This is a genomic window from Pseudomonas sp. 22072 (genome assembly GCF_052046095.1).
GTDB lineage: Bacteria > Pseudomonadota > Gammaproteobacteria > Pseudomonadales > Pseudomonadaceae > Aquipseudomonas > Aquipseudomonas paracarnis.
Genome location: NZ_JBQEQE010000014.1, coordinates 125,852 through 148,793, shown reverse-complemented (window position 1 = coordinate 148,793; position 22,942 = coordinate 125,852). Strand labels below are relative to the sequence as shown.

20 protein-coding genes are annotated in these 22,942 nt (G+C 60.8%); 10 read left to right on the top strand and 10 right to left on the bottom strand.

The genetic code is table 11. The annotated features are described in order from the left end of the window. Positions 1–108: 108 nt before the first annotated feature. The 4 genes from ACTJLA_RS16510 to ACTJLA_RS16495 all read right to left on the bottom strand — a co-directional run bounded on the left by ACTJLA_RS16510 (position 109) and on the right by ACTJLA_RS16495 (position 3,286). On the bottom strand, positions 109–888 hold the full coding sequence (locus tag ACTJLA_RS16510) for an ABC transporter permease (protein ID WP_017529785.1): 780 nt from the start codon (positions 886–888) through the stop codon (positions 109–111). Continuing rightward, complete coding sequence (locus ACTJLA_RS16505; protein ID WP_014717781.1) at positions 885–1,817, bottom strand: ABC transporter ATP-binding protein; 933 nt, start codon at positions 1,815–1,817, stop codon at positions 885–887. The genes ACTJLA_RS16510 and ACTJLA_RS16505 overlap by 4 nt, the downstream gene beginning before the upstream one ends. 135 nt (positions 1,818–1,952) lie before the next feature. Then, positions 1,953–2,570: a glutathione S-transferase family protein gene (locus tag ACTJLA_RS16500; RefSeq protein ID WP_032892575.1), complete on the bottom strand. Its 618-nt coding sequence runs from the start codon at positions 2,568–2,570 to the stop codon at positions 1,953–1,955. A gap of 56 nt (positions 2,571–2,626) precedes the next feature. Beyond that, positions 2,627–3,286, bottom strand: a complete 660-nt coding sequence (locus tag ACTJLA_RS16495; RefSeq protein WP_054897863.1) for a transglutaminase-like domain-containing protein — start codon at positions 3,284–3,286, stop codon at positions 2,627–2,629. A 190-nt stretch (positions 3,287–3,476) separates the two neighbouring features. Between ACTJLA_RS16495 and ACTJLA_RS16490 the strand changes: the two genes are divergently transcribed. Together ACTJLA_RS16490 and ACTJLA_RS16485 are read left to right on the top strand one after the other, a co-directional pair. Further along, the gene (locus tag ACTJLA_RS16490) at positions 3,477–5,924 is read left to right on the top strand and encodes an acyl-CoA dehydrogenase (RefSeq protein ID WP_054921694.1); all 2,448 of its coding nucleotides are present in this window, start codon (positions 3,477–3,479) and stop codon (positions 5,922–5,924) included. A gap of 75 nt (positions 5,925–5,999) precedes the next feature. Next, positions 6,000–6,407, top strand: coding sequence for a PA2817 family protein (locus ACTJLA_RS16485; protein WP_003190109.1), 408 nt, complete (start codon positions 6,000–6,002; stop codon positions 6,405–6,407). 139 nt (positions 6,408–6,546) lie between these two features. On the opposite strand, the gene ACTJLA_RS16480 is transcribed toward ACTJLA_RS16485, so the two are convergent. Next, positions 6,547–7,479 carry a LysR family transcriptional regulator gene (locus ACTJLA_RS16480; RefSeq protein WP_197900621.1) on the bottom strand — a complete coding sequence of 311 codons (933 nt, stop codon included), beginning with the start codon at positions 7,477–7,479 and terminating at the stop codon, positions 6,547–6,549. An 89-nt stretch (positions 7,480–7,568) separates the two neighbouring features. Here ACTJLA_RS16480 and ACTJLA_RS16475 point away from each other — a divergent pair, with 89 nt between their 5' ends. After that, positions 7,569–8,210 carry a serine-tRNA(Ala) deacylase AlaX gene (locus tag ACTJLA_RS16475; protein ID WP_034127270.1) on the top strand — a complete coding sequence of 214 codons (642 nt, stop codon included), beginning with the start codon at positions 7,569–7,571 and terminating at the stop codon, positions 8,208–8,210. Positions 8,211–8,299: 89 nt separating this feature from the next. Here ACTJLA_RS16475 and ACTJLA_RS16470 read toward each other — a convergent pair whose 3' ends face one another. Together ACTJLA_RS16470 and ACTJLA_RS16465 are read right to left on the bottom strand one after the other, a co-directional pair. Beyond that, a complete protein-coding gene (locus tag ACTJLA_RS16470; protein ID WP_314551307.1) occupies positions 8,300–9,871 on the bottom strand; it encodes an alkaline phosphatase D family protein in 1,572 nt (523 codons plus the stop codon). Further along, positions 9,868–10,422 (bottom strand): GNAT family protein, encoded by a 555-nt coding sequence (locus ACTJLA_RS16465; RefSeq protein WP_314551310.1) that lies wholly within the window; start codon positions 10,420–10,422, stop codon positions 9,868–9,870. The genes ACTJLA_RS16470 and ACTJLA_RS16465 overlap by 4 nt, the downstream gene beginning before the upstream one ends. Before the next feature lie 190 nt (positions 10,423–10,612). Here ACTJLA_RS16465 and ACTJLA_RS16460 point away from each other — a divergent pair, with 190 nt between their 5' ends. From ACTJLA_RS16460 to ACTJLA_RS16435, 6 genes are all read left to right on the top strand, one after another. After that, positions 10,613–11,020, top strand: coding sequence for an ExbD/TolR family protein (locus tag ACTJLA_RS16460; RefSeq protein WP_014717774.1), 408 nt, complete (start codon positions 10,613–10,615; stop codon positions 11,018–11,020). Between the two features lie 2 nt (positions 11,021–11,022). Next, positions 11,023–11,751, top strand: a complete 729-nt coding sequence (locus ACTJLA_RS16455) for an energy transducer TonB (RefSeq protein WP_314551314.1) — start codon at positions 11,023–11,025, stop codon at positions 11,749–11,751. A 24-nt stretch (positions 11,752–11,775) separates the two neighbouring features. Further along, entirely contained in the window at positions 11,776–14,061 is a 2,286-nt protein-coding gene (locus ACTJLA_RS16450) for a TonB-dependent receptor (protein WP_034127226.1), read from the top strand. 25 nt (positions 14,062–14,086) lie between these two features. Then, positions 14,087–14,734: a MotA/TolQ/ExbB proton channel family protein gene (locus tag ACTJLA_RS16445; RefSeq protein ID WP_054897855.1), complete on the top strand. Its 648-nt coding sequence runs from the start codon at positions 14,087–14,089 to the stop codon at positions 14,732–14,734. Positions 14,735–14,790: 56 nt separating this feature from the next. Then, positions 14,791–16,008, top strand: a complete 1,218-nt coding sequence (locus ACTJLA_RS16440) for a phospholipase D-like domain-containing protein (protein WP_314551317.1) — start codon at positions 14,791–14,793, stop codon at positions 16,006–16,008. Positions 16,009–16,103: 95 nt separating this feature from the next. Further along, on the top strand, positions 16,104–17,843 hold the full coding sequence (locus ACTJLA_RS16435; RefSeq protein WP_440841612.1) for a dipeptidase: 1,740 nt from the start codon (positions 16,104–16,106) through the stop codon (positions 17,841–17,843). 182 nt (positions 17,844–18,025) lie between these two features. Here the strand turns inward: ACTJLA_RS16435 and ACTJLA_RS16430 are convergent, their stop codons facing one another. Beyond that, positions 18,026–19,687, bottom strand: coding sequence for a M24 family metallopeptidase (locus ACTJLA_RS16430; RefSeq protein WP_314551321.1), 1,662 nt, complete (start codon positions 19,685–19,687; stop codon positions 18,026–18,028). Between the two features lie 77 nt (positions 19,688–19,764). On the opposite strand from ACTJLA_RS16430, the gene pdxR reads away from it, so the two are divergent. Continuing rightward, on the top strand, positions 19,765–21,255 hold the full coding sequence (gene pdxR, locus ACTJLA_RS16425) for a MocR-like pyridoxine biosynthesis transcription factor PdxR (RefSeq protein WP_314551324.1): 1,491 nt from the start codon (positions 19,765–19,767) through the stop codon (positions 21,253–21,255). A 5-nt stretch (positions 21,256–21,260) separates the two neighbouring features. Here the strand turns inward: pdxR and gltS are convergent, their stop codons facing one another. Both gltS and ACTJLA_RS16415 read right to left on the bottom strand, forming a co-directional pair. After that, complete coding sequence (gltS, locus tag ACTJLA_RS16420; protein WP_236452515.1) at positions 21,261–22,472, bottom strand: sodium/glutamate symporter; 1,212 nt, start codon at positions 22,470–22,472, stop codon at positions 21,261–21,263. A 164-nt stretch (positions 22,473–22,636) separates the two neighbouring features. Beyond that, the gene (locus ACTJLA_RS16415; protein ID WP_054920042.1) at positions 22,637–22,924 is read right to left on the bottom strand and encodes a hypothetical protein; all 288 of its coding nucleotides are present in this window, start codon (positions 22,922–22,924) and stop codon (positions 22,637–22,639) included. Positions 22,925–22,942 lie beyond the last annotated feature (18 nt).

Here is a 22,942-nt window from a genome sequence, read left to right as displayed (position 1 = left end):
GAGCGGGCTTGCTCGCGAAGGCGTCGTGTCAGTCAATGCATCAGCAACTGATCTACCGCATTCGCGAGCAAGCCCGCTCCCACATTTTTTACCGCGTGCCGTCAGCGGCTAGGTACGCATCCCACGCCCACTCACCAGCAACCGCGCACAACCGATATACAGCACCACGGTCGCAACGATCATAAAGGTGATCGCCACACTGATCTTGATATCCGACACGCCCAAAATGCCGTAGCGGAAGGCGTTGACCATGTGCAGCACCGGGTTGGCCAGGGACACCGTCTGCCAGAACGGCGGCAGCAAGGTGATGGAGTAAAACACCCCGCCCAGGTAGGTCAGCGGCGTGAGCACGAAGGTCGGGATGATGGAAATATCATCGAAGTTGCGTGCGAACACGGCGTTGATAAAGCCCAGCAGCGAGAAGATCGTCGCCGTCAGCACCACCACCAGAATAGTGACACCCAGGTGATGCACCTGCAGCTGGGTAAAGAACAGCGACAGCAGCGTCACGATCACTCCCACCATCAGGCCACGCAACACGCCGCCCAGGGTGTAGCCGATGAGGATGGTGTGCGGTGACACCGGCGAGACCATCAGCTCTTCAATGGAGCGCTGGAACTTGCTGCCAAAGAAACTCGACACCACGTTGCCATAGGAGTTGGTGATCACCGACATCATGATCAGGCCCGGCACGATGTATTCCATGTAGGTGAAGCCACCCATGTCGCCGATCTGCCGGCCGATCAGGTTACCGAAGATCACAAAGTACAGGACCATGGTGATCGCCGGTGGCAGCAGGGTCTGCGGCCAGATCCGGGTAAAGCGCTTCACTTCGCGATAAACAATGGTTTGCAGCGCTACGAGGTTGGGTTGCAGTTCGGAACTCATACCGCCACCTTCGCCAGATTTTTCTCCACCAGGGACACAAACAACTCCTCAAGGCGATTGGTTTTGTTACGCAGGCTCAACACTTCGATGTTCTGAGTGGCCAACTGGGTGAACAGCGCGGTGATGCCCATGGCTTTGTCCACCTGCACCTCCAGGGTGTGGCTGTCCACCAGCCGGCTTGGGTAGCCGAGCAACTGCGGCGCCACCGACAGGTTGTTCTTCAGGTCGAGCAGGAAGGTTTCCACATGCAACTGGCCCAGCAGGTTGCGCATGCTGGTGTTCTCGACAATGGTGCCGTGGTCGATGATGCCGATGTTGCGGCACAACTGCTCAGCCTCTTCCAGGTAGTGGGTGGTGAGGATGATGGTGATGCCCTTCTCGTTCAGTTCGGTGAGGAAGGTCCACATCGAGCGGCGCAGCTCGATATCCACGCCGGCGGTAGGTTCGTCGAGGATCAACAGGCGCGGCTCATGCACCAGGGCGCGGGCGATCATCAGGCGTCGCTTCATGCCACCGGACAACGAGCGCGAAGGTACGTCACGCTTGTCCCACAGGCCCAGTTGAGTCAGGTACTGCTCGGCGCGTTCCTTGGCGACTTTCGCCGGAATGCCGTAGTAGCCGGCCTGGGTCACGACAATGTCGAAGGTCTTTTCGAACTGGTTGAAATTGAATTCCTGGGGCACCACGCCAATGGAGCGCTTGAGCGCCGCCGGGGATTTGTCCAGGTCGTGGCCGAAGATGTTCACCGTGCCGCTGGTCTTGTTGACCAGGGTGGAGAGAATGCCGATGGTGGTGGATTTGCCGGCACCGTTGGGGCCGAGCAAGGCGAAGAAGTCACCTTCGGCAACGTCCAGATCGATACCACTCAGGGCCTGGAAACCGTTGCCGTAGGTTTTGGTTAGCTGCCGGATGGACAGAGCGGAACTCATATGGAAGTACGCACCAAAGAAGGGAATAGAAAGAATAGATAAAGGCACACCGCAGGTAGTTCAACCTGCGATGCAGTGCGAGCATGGTGCGTGCCCATGCCGCACAAGTACAGTCACCCGTATTAATAGTGTGTATTAAGTCAACGCGGTCATCACCGCCTTGCGGTAGGCCGGGCGCTGTTGCAAGCGCTGGTACCAGGCCTCCAGATGGGGCATGGCAGGGCGTTCGATGGGCATCTCGAACCAGGCGTAGATGAAGCAGCCCAAGGGAATATCGCCCATGCCGAACGCCTGGCCGGACAGGTAGGGTTGCTCGGCGAGGGCTTGTTCGACGGTTTTGAGCGCGTCGATACAGGCTTGGCGCCCGGCATTGATGCTGTCCCAGTTTTGCTGGTCAGCCGGGGTGCGCACGATGCCCCAGAACACCGCTTTGAACGGATCGGCGAGCGTGGAAGTGGTCCAGTCCATCCACTTTTCGGCGTTGGCCCGGGCTTGCAGGTCGCTGGGGTAAAAGTCCGATGCCTGCTTGGCACACAGGTAACGCACGATGGTGTTGGATTCCCACAGCACAAAGTCGCCATCTTCGATCACCGGCACCCGGCCATTGGGGTTCATGGCCCGGTATTGCGGGGTATCGACCACACCAAAAGCCCCGCCCGCATCAATTGCTTCATAGTCCAGGCCGAGTTCCTCGGCGCACCACAGTGCTTTCCTGACGTTTGATGAATTTTTACGACCCCAGATCTTCAGCATGACCGCGCCTTATCGTTGATGAACATGGCTTGATGAACGCAGCAGCATACGCCGGTTCAGCCGCGGCTTAAATCGCCCTGCATATCGCCGAGCAAGGTGGGCGCATCGTCGCCAAACAGGTGCGGGTAGCACTGGCGGATATGCCCGAAGAAAAATGCTTCGGGCACGTCAGCAAATTGCCCGTGGTCCACCACGTACTCCATAGAACGCTGGCCCTGGCGATTGAACGCGTGGAACACGCTGTCGTGCAGCCCATCGAATTCCAACGGCGGCACGTCGAACACTTCGCACAGTTGCTGGTTGAACGCCGGAGTGGCCTTGACCCAGCGGCCGTTCAGGTAAAGCTCGGTATAACCGTGCATGGCGAACACGTCACTTTTGAGCAGAGCGAGCAGTCGCGGTGTGGACAGGTGGTTGCGCACGTCCGCCAGGCCAATGCGTGCGGGAATGCCGCAGTGGCGCGCGCAAGCGGCGAGCAACGTAGCTTTGGGCACACAGTAGCTTTCGCCGGCCGCCAGGGCGAAGCTGGCGCTCAAGGTGTTGGGGTCACGGCTGAAGGTATAGGGGTTGTAGCGAATGGCCTCGCGCACGGCGTAGTAAAGACTGACTGCCTGGTCACTTAAATCCGGGCGGGTTCCGCGATGTTTCTCGGCGAACTCCACCACCACAGGGTGGTCACTATCGATGAAGCGGCTGGGACTCAAGTACGTATTCATGAGCTTGATCTCCGAGGGGAGCCTGGAGTTTAACCACCAGGCCTGCCAGAGAGATAACGACGATTCGGCCAAATGCCGGCGCCGGCTGATGGGTTGCCCAGTACACCTTGTTACACCCTGATCACCCGGCTTGTTCGGATGCCGACTAAGCTCCCTGGTGGTTTCGCCCCTGGTTCACGGAGGATTGAATATGCTGTTGTTGTGGATACTGGTGCTGGTGGTCGGCATTGCCTACCTGGCACACCGCCGTACTGCCCCCCTGCCCGCCCTGGGTGTGGTCGCCGTCTACCTGCTGGCGATGGGCGCCTGGAGCCACGCACCGGGTTGGCTGCTGCTGATCTTCTGGGTACTCCTGGCCGTGGTGGCCGCGCCTTTGTTGCTGCCTGACCTGCGCCGCCAATACTTCACCAAGCCGCTGTTCAGCTGGTTCCAGAAAGTGCTGCCGCCGATGTCCGAGACCGAGCGCGATGCGATTGATGCCGGTACCGTGTGGTGGGACGGCGAGCTGTTCAGTGGCCGCCCGGACTGGGACAAATTGCTGGCCTACCCCAAGGCGCAATTGACCGAGGAAGAGCAGGCGTTCATCGACGGCCCCACCGAAGAACTCTGCGCCATGGTCAGCGACTGGGAAATCGGCCAGGCCATGGACCTGCCGCCGCAAGCCTGGGAACACATCAAGACCCATGGCTTCTTCGCCCTGATCATTCCCAAGGAGTACGGTGGCAAGGGCTTCTCCGCCTATGCCCACTCCCAGGTCGCCATGAAGCTCGCGACCCGCAGTGGTGACCTGGCCTCCACCGTGATGGTCCCCAACTCACTCGGCCCCGCCGAACTGCTGCTGCACTACGGCACCGAGGAACAGCGCAATCATTACCTGCCGCGCCTGGCCCGTGGCGACGACATCCCGTGCTTCGCCCTCACCGGCCCGCTGGCCGGCTCCGATGCGGGCGCCATGCCCGACACCGGCGTGATCTGCAAAGGCGAATGGGAAGGCAAGGAAACCCTCGGCCTGCGCCTGAACTGGGAAAAGCGCTACATCACCCTCGGCCCGGTCGCGACCTTGCTCGGCCTGGCCTTCAAGGCTCATGACCCGGACCACCTGTTGGGTGAAGAAGAAGACCTGGGCATCAGCCTCGCGTTGATTCCTACCGACACCCCTGGCGTGGAAATCGGCCGTCGTCACCTGCCGCTTGGCGCCGCTTTCATGAACGGCCCCAACTCCGGCAAGGATGTGTTCATCCCCCTGGAATACCTGATTGGTGGCCAGGAAATGCTCGGCAAGGGCTGGATGATGCTGATGAACTGCCTGTCGGTCGGCCGTTCGATCTCGCTGCCCGCCGTCGGCACCGGCGCCGCCAAGTTCACCAGCCTGGTGACCGGCCAATACGCCCAGGTGCGCGAACAGTTCAACGTACCGCTGTCGGCCTTCGAAGGCATCCAGGAAGCCCTGGCACGCATCGGTGGCAACGCCTGGCTGATGGACAGCGCACGCATGCTCACCGCCAACGCCGTGGACCTGGGCGAGAAGCCGTCGGTGTTGTCGGCGATCCTCAAGTATCACCTGACCGAACGCGGCCGTGAGTGCATCAGCCACGCCATGGACGTGCACGGCGGCAAGGGCATCATCATGGGCCCCAACAACTACCTGGGCCGCAACTGGCAGGGCGCACCGATCTTCATCACCGTGGAAGGCGCGAATATCCTTTCGCGTAACCTGATGATCTTCGGCCAGGGCGCGATTCGCTGCCACCCCTTCGTGCTCAAGGAAATGGCCCTGGCCGGCCGCGAAGACCATGACCAGGCGTTGAAGGAATTTGACGGCCTGCTGATGCAGCACATCGGCTTCGCCGTCAGCAACGCCGCCAGCACCCTGGTGCTGAACCTGGGCTTCGGGCACTTCGAAAAAGCCCCGGGCAACCGTTTGAGCCAGGGCTACTTCCGTGCCCTGAACCGCCAGGCGGCTGCGTTTGCCCTGCTGGCCGACCTGAGCATGATGTTGCTGGGTGGCGAGCTCAAGCGCCGCGAACGCTTGTCCGCTCGCCTGGGTGATGTGCTCAGCCACATGTACCTGGCGTCGGCGGCGCTCAAGCGTTATCACGACCTGGACTCGCCGGACCATCTGGAGCCGCTGTTTGCCTGGGCCATGGAAGAAAGCCTGGGCGAATCGGAACGCGCATTGGATGAGCTGCTGAGCAACTTCCCGAACAAGGTGCTGGGCTGCCTGTTGCGGGTGATCGTGTTCCCGTTCGGGCGTCGTCATACCGGGCCGTCCGACGCTCTGGATGCCGAAGTGGCAGCCGTGATCGGCCGCGCCAAAGGCGACCCGACCCTGGAAGAATTGCTGGCCGGCTGTTATCGCCCGCAATCAGCAGAAGATCCCGTGGGCGCCCTGCAACATGCCTACGACCTGCTCGGTGCCAGCCACCCCTTGCAGAAAAAACTCCACAGCGCGCTCAAAAGCGGCCAGGTCAAGCCGGCTGCCGGCGAGCATGCCATCGACGCGGCCCTGCAGGCCGGCGTGCTGCAACCGGCCGAGGCGCAAACCTTGCGCGATGCCGAGGCTGCGCGACGCAAGGTGATCGACGTGGATGATTTCAGCAAGGAAGAGCTGATGCAGGCAGAAGATAAAGTCCGCTGAGTCGAGCGGTCATATAAAAACGGGCGCGAGAGGCTTATACTCTCGCGCCCGTTTTTGCTTTAGAGGCCTTATCTCGTGTCCAACGTCGTTGCCGATCATCTTGTCTTGCTCGACCACTTGCGCAGCATCCTGGTTGCCGTCGGCGAAGCCGAACAGGTACCCGAGGAAAGCCACTCGCTGTTCCTGGAGCGTTTCGACGAACTGCGCGCCCTGTTGCCAATCGACCCGATCGAAAGCCAGTACCTGGGCCAGGACCTGATGAGCCAGGTCATCCTGCGCTACCCGCAAATCGCCCACCTGGTGCCCCGTGACCTGCTGTGGTTCTTTGGCGGCGACTGCCTGCACTTCATGCCCGACGAAGAACTGGACCTGTACCAGGCCCTGGAAGAACGTCGCTATGAAGCCGAACAGAACGACGAACCGTTCGACTGGAACCAGGAAAAACAGCTGCTGGCGATGCCTCAGGACCAGAGCAAGCACTGACAACTATGCTCGTTCCTACGCTCTGCGTGGGAACCTACCCTGTGACGCTCTGCGTCACCCGTGCACAGGCATAAAGGCAGGACGCGGAGCGTCCAAGGTGGCATTCCCACGCAGAGCGTGGGAACGAGCAACCGCGTTCCTACCGTCGGTGCAGCGTGGGCTCCCTGGCCATGCACTCCACCAGATAATCGATAAACACCCGCAACTTCGGCGGCAGGTAACGTGTGGGCGAATGCAGCAACCACGCCTCGCCATGGTACGACGCAATAAAATCCCACCCCGGCAACACCTGCACCAAATCTCCTGCTTCCAATGCGTGCCGCGCGGTGAAATACGGCAAGCTGGCAATCCCGACATGCTGCAACGCAGCCTCCAGTCGCACCCCGGTGTGGTTCGCCGCATACCGGCCGCGTACGCCGACCGTTACCGCCTTGCCAGCCTGGCGAAACTTCCAGCGTGAATCTCCCGGTGTCTCACCCAGATAGATGCAACTGTGCCCGAGCAGATCATGGGGATGGCTCGGTGTACCGTGCTCGGACAGGTACTGCGGCGTCGCGCACAGCAAATGTTCGATGGGCAACAGCTGGCGCCCGACCAAACCTGGCGGTGGGCTGTCGGTGATGCGGATGCTCAAGTCGACGTTGTCGTCGATCAAATCCACATGCCTGTCTTCCAGGATCAATTGCACATCCACCTTGGGATAGCGCCGCAAAAATTCCGGCATATGCGGGTGCACCACAAATCGCCCCACCGCCTTGGGCACACTGACCCGCACCAGCCCCTCGGCTTCATGGGTAAATTGCCCACTGATTTCCATCACCGAGCGCGCCGCATTGACCATCTCCTGGCAACGCTTGAACACCTCCTCGCCGCCCTCGCTCAGGCGCAGCTTGCGCGTGGTACGTTGCAGCAGGCGCGTGGCCAGGGCTTGTTCCAGGCGCGAGATGCTGCGGCTCACCGCCGAAGGTGAAACGCTGAGTTGCCGCGCCGCTTCGGAGAAGCTGCCGGTTTCCACGACCTTGACGAAAATCGCCATTTCACCCAATAGCGGCAAAGGAAGATTGATGCTCATGACGCACAGGTCCATTGATAATTGAGCGGATTATCACCCATCTGCGCACTATTTATACTGCCCACAGAACCCTGATGCGGATGTAGATGATGACCGAGCGCCTGTTTTTTACCCACGACCACCTGACGGCCGAGCTGGAAGTGCTCAGTTGCACCCCGTACGAAGAGCAATTCGCCGTGATTGTGCAGTCGACCATTTTCCATCCCCAAGGCGGAGGCCAGCCGTCCGACACCGGCTGGCTCGGCGACAGCCAGGTGCTGCGAGTCATGCAGGAAGCCGAACAGGTGGTGCACTACGTCGACCGACCTCTGGAGCCCGGCCTCGTCGTTGCACGAGTCGACGCACAGCGGCGCGCCTTGCATACGCGTCTGCATTCGGCGGGGCACTTGATTGGCAATGCCGGCGAACGCCTGGGCTGGATGCCGATCAAGGCCCACCATTGGCCCGGCGAAGGCAAGATCACTTTTATCCGTGGCGAGACCGCGCAAGACATGGATGCGCAGGCGCTCCAGCAGTGGGTCAACACATGGATCGCCGCCGACTATTCCCGCCATATGACGCTGGAAGACGGCACCCGCGAAGTCGGCTTCGGCGAATTACCGGCGTACGCCTGTGGCGGTACGCATGTTCAAGCGTTGAGCGAACTGGGCCAGGTAACGATCCTGGCGTTGTCGGAGAAAAAAGGCGCGCTCTCGGTGCGCTACAGCCTCGCTGATACCCTGACACTGTAGGAGCGAGCTTGCTCGCGAAGACCGTTAACGATAACGCGGGATACCTGATTCCCATCGGCGCCCTTTCGTTTTCGCGAGCAAGCGCGCTCCTACAGGGCCACGCTCGGCTGGCCCGATTCATTGATGAACGACTTCAACGTCGACACCGTCGCCGCCGGGTCACGCGGATCACTGATCGCCCGAAAATTCGTCAACATGGTGTTGGCCGCCAACTCCACCGACACATACCCACGCTGGCGACTGTCGAAAAACTTCACATGGGGGTTGAGCGGCATGATCTTCATGAACGCGTCGTAGGGAGGGCCATCTGAGGTGACCGACGAGCCGACGAACTCGGTGGCGACCACCGCCGAGTCTGGCCTGTCGGCGTCGAGATGCAGGTCGGTGGCCCAGAACGAATGAATATCCCCTCCCCAGAACACCGGGTTCTTCACGCGATTGCGCACGAGCGACGCCAGCATCCGTGAGCGGTTCGCCATGTAGCCATCCCAACCATCGGTCCAGCGGCCAAGCTTATGGTTGGTCAAGTCACGCTGCATCAGCGGCGCCACCAGCAAATCCTGGGCGATGACATTCCACTGCGCACTGGACTGGGCAAACCCCTGGTCCAGCCAAGACTCTTGCTGCCAGCCGAGCAACGTGCGGCCAGGGTCACGCAGGTCGCTGCAAGGGGTGGTGACAATATGCCCTTGGTGGCTGCCATTGGCCGCGATGCAGGGTTGCTCGGAACGGTACTGGCGACCGTCGAGCACATGAAAACGCGCGAGCCGCCCATAGTCCAGGCGCCGGTAGATGCGCATGTCCGGCCCCTTCGGCACGCTGCTGGCACGCAGGGGCATGTGTTCGTAAAACGCCTGGTACGCCGCGGCCCGTTGCTTGAGAAACTGCGCCACCGCCACCTTCGGGTCCTGGGACCAGCGGTTGGCGTAGTCATTCTGTACTTCGTGATCGTCCCAGGTTACGACGCTGGGAGCCGCGGCGTGCAGGGCCTGCAGGTCTGGATCAGTCTTGTACAGTGCGTAGCGGTTGCGGTAATCACTCAGGCTTTGCGCATTGCCGCTGCCGTGAGAACGAAACACCTTGCCCGAATCCGCAGCATAGGAACTGTCGTAAATATAATCACCGAGGAAAAACACCAGGTCCGGCTGCTCGGCGGCAAGGTGTCGGTAGGCGCTGAAGTAACCGCGCTCCCAGTGCGAGCAGGACACAAACCCCAGCCGGGCCGAGGCCATGGCCTGCAGCGGCGGCATCGTGCGCGACTGGCCCACCGGGCTCTGCGCACCGAGCCCTTCAAACTGGTACCAATACGGCCGATCCGCCGCCAGCCCCGCCACTTCGACATGCACTGCGTGAGCAAAACGGGGCGTCGCCAGTACTTCGCCCTGCTTCACAATGCGCGTCATCGCCGCATCGCTGGCCACCCGCCAACGCAGCGGCACCGAGCGACTCAGGCCGCCACGGCCATCCGCGGCGTTGAACAACGGCGCCAGGCGCGTCCAGATCACAAAGCCATCTGGCAACGGGTCACCGGAAGCCACGCCGAGGGTGAACGGATAATCCACCCCGGCACTGCGCGCAAACGGGCTGAGAATCGAAAACGCGGTAGCGACCGCCAGCCCGCCAAGGACCCGGCGCCGGCCGTGGTCCACTTCGCCGCTCACAGGCAGCGCTCCCAGACATCACGCACGGTGGCAAACCCGAGCATGTCCTCATACACGCCGTTCTTTAAAAACGCCTGGCGCATGCAGCCTTCATAACGCAGGCCGATCTTCTCCATGACCCGCGCCGATTCCTTGTTGCGCGCGAAACACTGGCTGCCCACGCGCTGCAACCCTAGCGCCTCGAACCCGAAGTCCATCACCGCGCTCGCCGCTTCCGCCGCATACCCCTGGTTACGGCAGTGCGCCGCCACCCAGCCACCCAAGTGCCCATAGTGATGGCGAGCGTTGATGCGCAGGCTGACCATGCCGACCAATTCGTCAGTGCTGCGCACATGCATCCCCAGGTTCAGCAGTTCACCAGTGCGGTACTTGTCGGCGGCCCCGACAATAAAATCCTGGGCGGTTTCCAGGGTGTAGGGCGCTGGAATGTTCGCCGTGTTGTCGGCAATTTTCGGCCCGTTGGCAAGCGTGAAAAGCACCTGCGCCTGATGCATTTGCAGGGCGCGCAACAGCAGTCGCGGGGTCGTCAATTGAGGCAGTGCAGTGGGCATGGGAGCCGGCTCTCAAGATAAATTTCTCAAGCATGGATGCCCCGAGTGTCAGTTTCATTACGCCCGAAAACTGACCGGTAAGTTTTCTGAAAGACGCGTCCTAGAGCCTCTAAACGGTCAATTAAAGTTAACCAATCGGTCATTTTTGGCTGTTAGCGTTTTGCCCCTAATTCAATGACGGGGTAACGGAATGAGAACCTGGGACGAACCCAAGAAACGCAAGGCGCACATCGAGCTGATCCCGATGATCGACGTGATGATGTTCCTGCTGGTGTTTTTCGTACTGGTGAGCCTGAACGTGATTCCCGCGCTCGGCATGAAGACCCAATTGCCCAGCGCCAGCAGTTCGCAGCAGCTCAAGCCGCAAAACAAATTCATCCTCACCCTGGGCCTGGAAGGCCAGTTGCAACTGGACGGCAAGGACCTGACGGTGGAGGCCCTGGTGCCGGCGCTGAAGGCGGCCGAAAAGCCCGATACCAAGTCGACGATCATCGTCAACAGCGACAAAGGCGTGGAGGTTTCGCGCCTGGTGGAAGTGATGGACACCCTGCGCCTGGGTGGCTTCACCTCCGTGTCCATCGCCACGCGTAAGTCCTGATCATGTACGTTCTGTTTCGTGCGCGTCAGCTGCTGGGCGGTGTTCCGGCCCTGATCGCCCTGGTGCTGATTGCACTGGGTATCCAGTCCCAGACGTTGAAGGTCGAGCCGGTGTATGACGAGTCGGCGGTCGAATTGGCCTTGGTTGAGCCGGAACCGCAAGTCATACCGGAACCGGTGGTGGAGCAAGAACCGCCACCGCCGGTGATTGAAGAGGAAGAGGCCGAGCCGGCGCCCCCGCCGCCACCGCCCAAGCCGCTGCCAAAACCCGAACCCAAGCCAAAGCCAAAACCTGTGCCCAAGCCTGCGCCCGTGGTCGCCAAGCCCGTGCCGACGCCGCCACCGGTGGCCGCCAAGCCAGCCCCGGCCGCCGTCACCCAAGCGGCACCGACGCCTGCCCCACCGGCGCCACCGAAGGTCGATGGCCAGGCCCTGGAAAGCGGTTACCTCAAAGGCTTGCGCAACGAACTGGACACCTACAAGCAGTACCCCACCGGGCGCCAGGCGTCCCTCGAACGCCCGAGCGGCGAGGTGGTGGTGTGGCTGTTGGTAGACCGTCAGGGCCGCGTCCTCGACTCAGGTTTACAAACCCAGGCCTCGAGCATGTTGCTCAACCGGGCAGCCACCAACAGCTTGCGTCGCATCAAGCAAGTCAAACCGTTCCCCGAGCAAGCCTTCGGGGGGCGAAATGAGCAGCGCTTCACCGCCACCTTCAACTACAGCGTGCAATAAGCACCCGACACCAGGACGACAGTGATGAAGTTCACCCGTATTCATCTGGCACTTGTGGCCGCGACCAGCATGAGCCAGGGACTGGTCATGGCAGAGACCAGCGACAGTGATGTCGGCACCATTGGGGTACAAGGCAAGGCGACCGCCGGGGGCGGTTACATGGTGCCGGAGGAAAGCATCAAGGGCCGCTCCACAGTGACCAAGGAAGCACTGGATAAACAGGCGGCCACCGGCAATGCCATCGACAAACTCAAGTACACCCCAGGCTTGAACATCTCCAGTGAAGACAACACCGGCCTGTCGGGCTTTCGCTTCACCATGCGCGGCATGAACTCCGACCAGGTGGGCATGTCGGTGGACGGCATGCCGATCAACGACTCCGGCAACTACGCGCTGTACTCCAACCTGCTGGGCGACCCGGAAAACATTGACCAGATCTTCGTCACCCAGGGCGCTTCGGAATCCGACGGCCCGCACATTGGTTCCAGCGGCGGCAACATTGGCATCGTGACCATTCGCCCGACCAAGGAAACCGGCGCCTTCGTCAAACAGGTCGTCGGCAGCAATGCCACGCGCAAGACTTTTGCCCGCCTCAATACCGGCGAAATCAACGGCCTGAGCAACTGGCTGTCGGTGTCCCATACCGAAGGTGAGATGTGGCGCGGTTCGGGCGCAGTACGCGCGGACAAGGTGGAGTGGAACAGCTTTTTCGACGCTGGCAATGGCAACACCGCCAACCTGATCCTCAAGTACCACGAGCAGGACAACAACAGTTACAGCCAGTTGACCAAGGCGCAGTTCCAGCAATATGGCCGCAAGTACGACCCTTATCCGGCAACACCCAGCGTGGGCAGCAACGGCAAGTACAACAGCTATTACGCCCTGGCGCAGAACCCGTTCCAGACGTTCACCGCCGTGCTCAACACCCAGTTCAAACTGGCCGATAACCTCGCACTGTCGGTGATCCCGTATTACTACTGGGGCAATGGCAGCGGCGTCGGTTCATCCAGCTATGCCCTCAACCGTGGCTCCAACCAGGGCGGTGTGTTCGACCTCGGCAACCTGCCCACGGCCGCCCAATACAACGCCGACGGCACACCCAACAGCGGCGTGTACTACCGCCCTTCACGCACGCAAACCTGGCGTCCGGGTATCACCACCAAGCTGACCTGGGACCTTGGCGACCACAGCCTGCAATTCGGTTACTGGTACGAGCGCGCACGCCAGAGCCAGACCCAGCCGTTCATTCCGCTCAAGAGCAACGGCAAGCCAGTGGATACCTGGCCAGATTCCAACAGCGCCATCGTCGATGCCAACGGCAACACCGTGCAGGGTCGCGACCGTTTCACCGTGACGCCAGCGCAAAAGGTCTGGGCCCAGGACACCTGGTACATCAACCCGGACTGGACCCTCATCGCAGGCCTGGCCTACATGAACGTCGAGCGTGAAGGCACCAACCACGGCAGCCTCAACGAACGCCCGGAAAAACGTAACCAGACCTACAACAAACTGCTGCCCAACGCCGGCCTGAAATACCAGCTGGACGAGCGTGACCAGTTGTTCTACAGCCTGTCGCGCAACATGCGGGTACCGCAGAACTACGTGCTCTACGACAAAGGCGCCGGCTCGATCGACGCCGAACCGGAAACCAGCTGGAACCATGAACTGGGCTGGCGCTACAGCGGCGACGATATGAACCTGGCCGCCACCCTGTTCTACATGGACTTCAAGAACCGCCAGGTTTCGTCCCGGGACATCAACGGTGACTTTGCCGACATCAACGCCGGCTCCGTCGTCAACAAAGGCCTGGAGCTGGAGTGGAGCGGCCAGTTGCCCCACCACTTCAATTACTACACCTCCTACACCTACACCAAGGCCGAGCAGCAGGATGACCTGACCGTCTACAACGCCGGCAAACCCATCGTGCTGCCCACCAGTGGCAAGCAGTTCGCCAACGTGCCCAAGAACATGCTGGCGGCCAACATCGGGTATGACGACGGGCGCTTCTACGGCACCTTCGGTGGCAAGTACACCAGCAAGCTCTACGGCGACCTGACCAACGACGAGGCGATTTCCGGTCGCACCGTGTTCAACCTCGGCGCCGGTATTTACCTGCCGGTGGACAAGAAAGTGGTCAAGGACGCGACCCTGCGCCTGAACGTCGACAACCTGTTCGACAAGAAATACCTGGACGGCGTGTACACCACCAAGACCAACGCGGCCAGCTACAGCGGTTTCCGCGATGGCGACCCCGCGTACATCGTCGGCCTGGACCGTACCGTCACGGTTTCGCTGGAAGCGAATTTCTAAGACTCACCCCAAGAGGAACACCATCATGGATATGAACCTGCTCCACGACGTCACTTTCTATGTGATGTACGCGGCGATGGCCATTGCGATCTTCATCGCCATCGAACGCGGCATCTACTTCGCCTACGTACGCCGCCAGGCACGCGCATTGATCGACGCCCTGGGCGCCAATGTGCACGGCGAGCGTGACCTGCCGGACAACCTGACCCGTCGCGACAGCCTGCCGCTGAACATGATCTTGCCGGTGCTGGCCCAGAAGGCGACCCACGGTTCGCGCAAGGACCTGGACGACGAAATCGATACCCAATACCTGAAGACCCGCGCCCCACTGGCCCGCAGCCTGTGGATCATCGAGACCATCACCACCGCCGCCCCACTGCTGGGCCTGCTGGGCACCATTCTCGGCATCATCGACACCTTCAAGGCGCTGGCCACCGCGGGCGTATCGGACCCAGGGCAGATTTCCGGTGGTATCGGGACGGCCTTGTTTGCCACGGGATTAGGTATCGCCATCGCGCTTTTTTGCGTGGTGTTCCACAACTTCTTCCAGGACAGCCTGGAGCGCATCAACGACCAGTTGAAGATCCTGTTGATCCGCGCCGCCACCGGCGCCCGCGCACAGGATGAAGTGACTCATCGCGTGCCCACCCCGCTGCATAGCCGCACAGCCTGACCTGCAGGGCGGGCGCCTTGGGCGCTCGCCTTTACCTTTGGTGCGATGAGACGCTTATGTCCCTTTCGATAAAGTTGCGTATTGCCGGCCTGACCGGCTTGCTCCTCAGTCCGCTGGCCCAGGCGGACTTTTCCATTCCAGGTTTTGAATTGGTGCATACCGTGCCTATGGACACCGCCCTGGGCACCGACGATTTGCGCCAGCCCGGCCCGGTATGGATCGAGCTGTTCGACGGCGCCAAAAGCCACATTGATATCGGCCAGTTCTACGCCGCGGACCACCCTGGCTCGGTGATGAACAGCGTGCTTGAACACCTGGAAGCCGCCGGCAAACGCGGCGTGAAGATTCGTTTCCTGCTCGAAGAAAAAGGCATCAAGCTGTCGGATGCCGCCACCCTGGAACGCTTGCGCGCCATTCCCAACCTGACCTTGCGCGTGCTGCCCTACGGGCAACTGAGCGGCGGCATCATCCACGCCAAGTACCTGCTGGTGGATGGCAAGCAGGCGTTTGTCGGCAGTCAGAATTTCGACTGGCGCGCCTTGGAACATATCCACGAAACCGGGCTGCGGATCACTGACGAAACGGTGGTGGGCCAGGTGCAGGCGATCTTCGAGCAAGACTGGCAAGCCCAGGCAGCGCTGGAGGGTAAACAACCGGTGCCGCTACCCGCCAGCGGCCCGGCACCCGCACGTACCGGCAACTACCTGGTGGCCAGCCCGCAACGCTACAACCCGCCCGGCGTGGGCGACTCACAGCTGGAACTGCCGCGCCTGCTGGGCGAAGCCCAAAAAGAGGTGCGCGTGCAATTGCTCGACTACGCGCCGCTGTCCTACGGACCGGATCGAACCCGACCGTACTACGCGGCGATCGACAACGCCGTGCGCGCCGCCGCAGCCCGTGGCGTGTCGATCAAACTGATGGTGTCCAACTGGAATACCGACCCGCTGGAACTGCCCTATCTCAAGAGCCTGGTGGTGCTGCCCAATATTGAGATCAAGATCGTCACCCTGCCCGAAGCCAAGCAAGGCTTTATCCCTTATGCGCGGGTGATACACAGCAAAACCATGGAGATCGACGGGCAAGTGGCGTGGGTCGGCACCAGCAATTGGTTGGGCGGCTACCTGGATAATTCGCGCAATCTGGAGGTGGTGATGCGCAGTGAGGCGATGGCCAGGCGTGTAGGCCAGTTGCATGAACAACTGTGGGATGGGCCTTACGCTAGAGCCTTGAGCGTGACGCAAGAGTATCCCGCGCCCCACCCTGGCCAGCATTGACCTTGGGCACCTGAGTAATGGTAGTGTGTGGAAATGTTTCTGTCTCTTCCGTCAGAAATCTCCTACTCACTACCTGCAAAGGAATGCCTTCAACCATGCACTTTCCACTTAAGCAATTGACGGTTGCCACCCTGTTCGCCGCCAGCCTTTCGGCCGTCGCCACGCCCGCATTCGCCAACATCAGCGCGGACCAGAGCACGGCAATCCTGAAGCAGTTCAACGAGACCTCGGTTACCGATTTCCGCGGTTTCCTCGGCACTCTGGCCCAGGGCGAGCTGGGCAAAGCGGCCGACACCGGCCCGGCTATCAGCGCGTTTGTGGGCAACAAACCCCTGAGCGCCGAGCAACAGAACGAGATCAATCGCCTGCTGGGCATTTACACCCGCGTTAAATATGGCAAAGCCGCGCTCGAAACCTTGCGTGAACTAGTGGAAGTCCCGACGTTCAACGTAGACGGTCTGCCACAGTACAAAAACCCGGAATTCCTCAAGATTGCCGCAAAGATCGAGGCCCTGGCCAAGTCCTTCAACCTGAACTTCCGTAACGTCGACAACCGCGTGTACGAAATTTCCCTGGAAGGCAGCGGTGATGAAGTCGTGGGTGTGCACGCCCATGCCGATGTGGTGCCCGTTACCCCGGAAAACTGGGTGCTGCAAGACGGTACCAAACTCGACCCGTTCAAGGTCACGCTGATTGGCGACCGTATGTATGGCCGCGGTACCGAGGATGACAAGAACGGCATCGTGGTGGCGATGTACGCCATGAAAGTGATCAAGGAAGAAAAACTGCCACTGGCGCGCACGTTCAAGCTTCTGGTGGACACCACTGAAGAAACCGCCGGTGATGCCATTCCTTACTACTTCGAACGCAACCCCGTGCCGCAATACAACCTGGCGCTGGATGGCGGTTACCCGGTGGTGATCGCCGAAAAAGGCTCGGGTACCGTGATGGCCACCTTCCCGGTGCGCAAGGGCGAAGGCAAAGGCGCAGAAATCATCGCGATGACCGGCGGCAAGGCGAACAACCAGATTCCATCGGCCTCGGTGGCCACCCTGGTCAGCGACACCCCCGCCGAACTGGCCGCCAGCCTGCAACAGGCCGGTGCCGACTATGCCAAGCGCAACGGTGGCGACTTCCAAGTGACGGCCAAGGTCGATGGCAAGGACGTCAAACTCACGGTTACCGGCGTATCTGCTCACTCTTCCGAACCTGAAACCGGGGTCAGCCCGGTGGCGCGCATGCTGGACCTGATCCACAGCCTCGACGGCAAGGTCGCCCTCCAGCACAACCACATCACCGATGCCGCGCGCTATGCCGCCGACAACTGGGGCCTGGATTACCTGGGCGGCAAATTGGGTGTGGGCTACGCGGATGATTTCATGGGGCCGTTGACCGCCTCGCTGACGTTTGTGGGGCAGGATGACAAAGCCTTCAAACTGGCCGTGAACCTGCGCGCACCGAAAGGTAAAACCCCGGAGTCGCTCAAGGCGCAAATCGAGCAGAAGCTGAACGCCTGGGACAAGAACGCCAAGGTCAACGTGAGCTTCACTTACTCGCTGGACACGCCGATGTACCGCAACCCTGAAGGCGAATGGGTAAAAGCCTTGCTGGCAGTGGCCACTGAAAACCTGGGCATGGCGCACAAATTCGGCACCTCGGCCGGCGCAACCTCGGTGCACGACCTGCCCAACGGCGTGCAATTCGGCCTGGCCCGCCCGGAAGAGAAGTACACCGGGCACACCGACAGCGAATTCAAGACCGTCGACCAGTTCCTGCTGGACCTGCAGATCGTCACCGAAATGATGGGCCGCGTCGGGCAATTGCCGAAGCTCTGACCCACCTGGTACCCAAGCGAGGCGGCGAAGGCAACGGCACAGGCACCCTCTTCAGCGCCTGAACCACCGCTTTCGCAGCCTCGCTGAAGCTCGACAGCTCCCACAGGGGATCGGCGGTGTGGGTGAGATCTCGCTTTGCAGGGCCATCGCGTCAAACACGACTCGGCAACAATGACAGCTCTTCAGCCTTGCAACATCAGCATGTCCTCAAAGAACCCCCCCACCGGCTCAGTGGGATGGCACAGCTGGATCTCCAATACCCAGGCCATTTCACTCGGTGGGATCTCCAGGTCAGCCAACTCCTTGCTTTCGAACAATGCATGGGGAAAATCCGCAAGGCGGTGCCCCGCCAGGTTGCGCGCCAGCCTCCAGCCCTTTGACGCAGCGCTCTGCTCGGCGAAGTCGTAGAGCTCACGCCCGGTCAGACCACGCAGCCACGCCTGGCGTGTTTCATCGAAGACTTCATGCAAGGCCGTCGTACAGGCCTGGTGCAACGGCCCATCGCCAAACACAAACGTATCGCCATAGTCGCCTTCGTAGCCATCCCACACCGGGCCAAGATCGACCACGGCAATGTCATTAGCGCGCAGCCTGCGCTGACGATCAATACCCTCGCGCGGTGGGCGCACAGTGTCGGCGCCAAAACGAATGTAGGTCGGATGCCAAGTGTGCGAAGCGCCCATGGCCTGCAGTTGCCTCGCGGCCATCTCAAGGGCCTCGCCGGTGGTCATGCCGACTTTCAACTGGCTGGCAATCGCCGCCAGGGCACGTATGGATTTTTCCCGCGCAGCCAGCATGCCGTCCAAGGAATAACGCGGGCCGACTTTCTCCCACACCGGGTCAAACGATAGGGAGACTGCTCCAGCACTTGACCGACCACTGGCGACAAACGCCTCCGCGATAAACCGGTGGCTGGGCAACCCCGCTTCAAGGCAGTGGATGCGTACTTGGCCGAGCATTGCACCGTTGCCGCACGCATAGACCTGGGCCTGTTCCCACTGATACCCATGACTCATTGCAACCTCCTGAACCCTGCCCTCGGAGGACCGCACGGGATGCCAGCGAAAACGGGGATGCTCAAGCATCAGGTGGTCGAGGAAAGCGCTGTCATAAAAGTCCGCCGATTGCGCGCCGCCCCAATACAACGTCACGTCGACATCGCGCTTGAGCGCGGTCAGCAAGATAGGCTTGATGCCCGCGTAACCAGTACCCGTAGCGAATAGCACCACGGGCGCCGCCTCATCGTCCTGCCAGGTACAGGCACCAAACGGCCCTTCCACGTGCAGACGCTCACCCACGGCGAGACCCCCCAGGATACCCTCGGAAAAATACCCGCCGCTCACCCGGCGAATCTGGAAGACCAAGCGCCCATCGTCCTCATCGGGCAGGTTGGCAATCGAGAAGCAGCGCGTGTCACCGTCCGCCAGGTGGAACTTGAGGTATTGGCCAGCCCGCACCGCCACTGGGGTTTCGGGCATCAATACCAACTCGATCACATCGGGGCCTAGCGCACGCTTGCTGTGAACCTGCGCCGCCACTACCAGCGCGGGGGTATCCAGCGACCAGCCGGGAATATGCAGGCGCATGTCGCCACAGGCGTGGCTCTGGCATAACAACATCTCATTGGCTGCCAAAAGATAAGAAGGGTGCGGCGCACCCGGCGCCAGGCGTTTGGCCCGGTACGCACCTTCGGCGACCACCACCTTGCACGAACCGCAGGCGCCACGGCGGCAGGAGAACGGCACGGCCAGGCCACTGGCGAGCATGGCGTCGAGCAAGAGTTCATCGCCCGCTTCAAAGCTTTTCCCCGAGGGCGACAGTTCGATGACATGACGTTTATTCATAAAGACCTCGGGATAAGTAAGGCTTGATTGTTGCGCTAGACTAGGCCCATTAAAACCTCCAGATTTGGATACTTCAGATGGTCCAGATGCGTAAATGGCGTCCACTGCTCCGGCTTGAAGAAGGTGCAAACCAGGCGACTTACCGCACGATCGCCGAAGGCTTGGTCAATGCCATCCTCGAAGGCCGCCTGCCGCCCGGGACGTTACTGCCGGGCACGCGGGAAATGGCACACTTGCTCGACGTCAACCGCAAGACGGTGATCCTGGCCTACGAAGAAGCCATGACCAAGGGCTGGCTGACCAGCGAGCCGCGCCGTGGCACCTTCGTCAATGTAAAGCTGACACTCAAACACCTGCCCAGCGTTACGCAACCGTCATTCGCGCCGCCGTTACTGGAGCAACCGCTGGTACTCTATTTCACCCATAACGCCCAAGTGGTCGCTCTACAGCATCGGCGCGATGCGCTGTTTTTCGACAACGGCACCAGCGACCACCGCCTGCTGCCCCAGGCAGTTCTGCACCGTTACTATCGCCATGCACTGCGCAACAGCTTTGCCTCCAATACCGTGCGCTACGGCAGCGAAGGCACCGGCTATCATTTGCGCTGCGCCCTGGCCGAGATGCTGCGCAACAACCGTGGGCTGACGGTCACTGCCGAAAATATCTGCCTGACCCAGGGCACCCAGATGTCCCTGTTCCTGAGCGCCAGCCTGCTGCTCAAGCCCGGCGACGTGGTCCTGGTGGAACGTCTGAGCTACCCACCGGCATGGGAAATTTTCCGCAAGCTCGGGGCGAAGTTGGTCACGGTCGACATCGATGATGAAGGTTGCCGCACCGACCAGATCGAGCGCTTATGCCGTGAGCACAAGGTGCGCATGATTTACCTCACGCCTCATCACCAATTCCCCACCACCGTGAGCTTGCACGCTGCACGCCGGCAGCACTTGCTGACGTTGGCCGCGCTGCATGACTTCTGCATTATCGAAGAGGACTACGACCACGAATACCATTTCAGTGGCCGCCCTTACCTGCCGCTGGCCAGTGACCGCGCCCAACGCCATGTGCTCTACATCGGCTCGTTGTCCAAGGTGCTGGGCTCGACGTTCCGCTGCAGCTATATCGTGGCGCCCACCTCTGTGATTGAAGCCCTGCAACGCAATGCCGCGCTGATGCTGGGCGATACCGACGCGGTCGCTCAAGCCATGCTGGCAGACCTGATCAATGAGGGGCAGTTGAAGAAGCATTTGCGCCGCGTGTCGAAAGAATATCGGGCGCGCCGTACGGTATTGCAAGATTGCCTGGATCAGGCGTTTGGTGCTCGCATACAAGTGCGCGAGCCCGAGGGTGGTTTGGCGCTATGGGTACGTTTCGAGGAAGAAATAGACGTCGATAAGTTGGCAAGCACCGCACTGGACCACGGCGTTGTGGCGCGCAGTGGTCGTCAGTTTTCCCCCAACGACCAACCGGTAAACGCGCTGCGCCTGGGCTTTGCCTCCCTCGACCGGGACGAAATCCAGCAAGCCACTCAGCGCCTGGCCCAGGCGATGAACGCCATGGGCAGGCGCTGAAAAACTTACCCTGCGGCCCCTAGAAATGGCAGCGCCAGGTACAACTTGATCACCACCGCGTTAGCGATATCGATGAAGAACGCGCCCACCATCGGCACCACCAGAAACGCGATCTGCGAAGGCCCGAAGCGCTGCGTCACCGCCTGCATATTGGCAATCGCCGTAGGCGTGGCGCCTAGCCCGAAGCCGCAATGGCCTGCCGCCAGCACCGCCGCATCGTAGTTGCGGCCCATCACCCGGAACGTCACGAAAATCGCGAACAGCGCCATCAGCAATGCCTGTGCGGCCAACAGAATGACAATCGGCAAAGCCAGTGCCGCCAAGTCCCAGAGCTTGAGTGACATCAGCGCCATCGCCAGGAACAACGACAAACTGACATTGCCCAGCACCGAGACTTCGCGTTCGAACACCTGATGCCAGCCGAGCATGGACAGCCCATTGCGCAGCACCACACCGACGAACAATACGCACACGAACGTCGGCAATTCAAAAGCGGTGCCTTGGATGGCGGCATTCAACAAGTTGCCGCCCTGCAGGCTGATCGCCACCAGCGCCAGGGTCTCGATAAACGAAAACGCGGTGATCAGGCGCTCTTCGTTCGGTTGCTCGAACCCCTTGGCCAGGCTCGATTGCGGTTGCCCAATACCTGGAACCTCGACCCGCTTGATCAGAAAACGCGCCACGGGCCCGCCGATCAGGCCACCGAGCACCAGGCCAAAGGTCGCCGAGGCAATCGCCAATTCAGACGCAGACGCCACGCCATACTGCTCACTGAACACCGCGCCCCAGGCCGCACCGGTGCCATGCCCACCGGACAAGGTCACCGAGCCCGCGAGCAGGCCCATCAATGGGTCAAGGCCGAGCGCCGAGGCCAGCGCGATACCCATGGCGTTTTGCACCACCAGCAAGCCCGTTACCACCAGCAGAAACACCGCCAGGATCCGCCCGCCCTTCTTCAGGCTGGCAAAATCGGCGTTCAAACCGATAGTGGCAAAGAACGCCAGCATCAACGGGGTTTGCAATGAAGGATCGAAGCGTACTTCGATATCGGCAAACGCGCGCAACGCCAGGAGCAGCATGGCGACCAACAGGCCACCGGCTACTGGTTCCGGAATGTTGTAGGTACGTAAGAAGCCGATGCGAGCCACAAGCCCGCGCCCCAGCAATAGCACCAGTGAAGCGGCAACGAGGGTTGAATAGAAATCGAGTTGAAGCATCCGGTCAGTTCTCTGAAGTGGACAAGGAGAATGGGTGGCCAGAGTAGAGAGCACAGGGCGAAAAGGTATCGCCCCCACAAAAAACACAGACTTTCCCTACAAGCCTCACAATAATAACCTACAACCGCCTGCACCTCGCCCCTCCAGAGATACGCAGAGTAGACTTACCGACGACGCCTTCGCAGCAGAGGCCAGTTGGAGGCGATCTCCCCCGGCTCAGCGTCACGCCCTGCGATTCGCAGCAGGTCTGGAAACTCAAGCAACAGGGCACGATTGCCCCGGCCAATGTGCTCCATCACGGCCAGGGTAATGTTTTCACGCACCATGCCCGTCGAAACGTAATACATGGCCCAGGCTTGCTCTGGCGTACAGAGGCCGATCTGTTCTTCAATCTCTTTGTAGGCCTTGTAGTCGTCCGACTCTAAATAACGCTGATCACGACCCTGGCGCATGCTGTCTCCCTCCCCGAC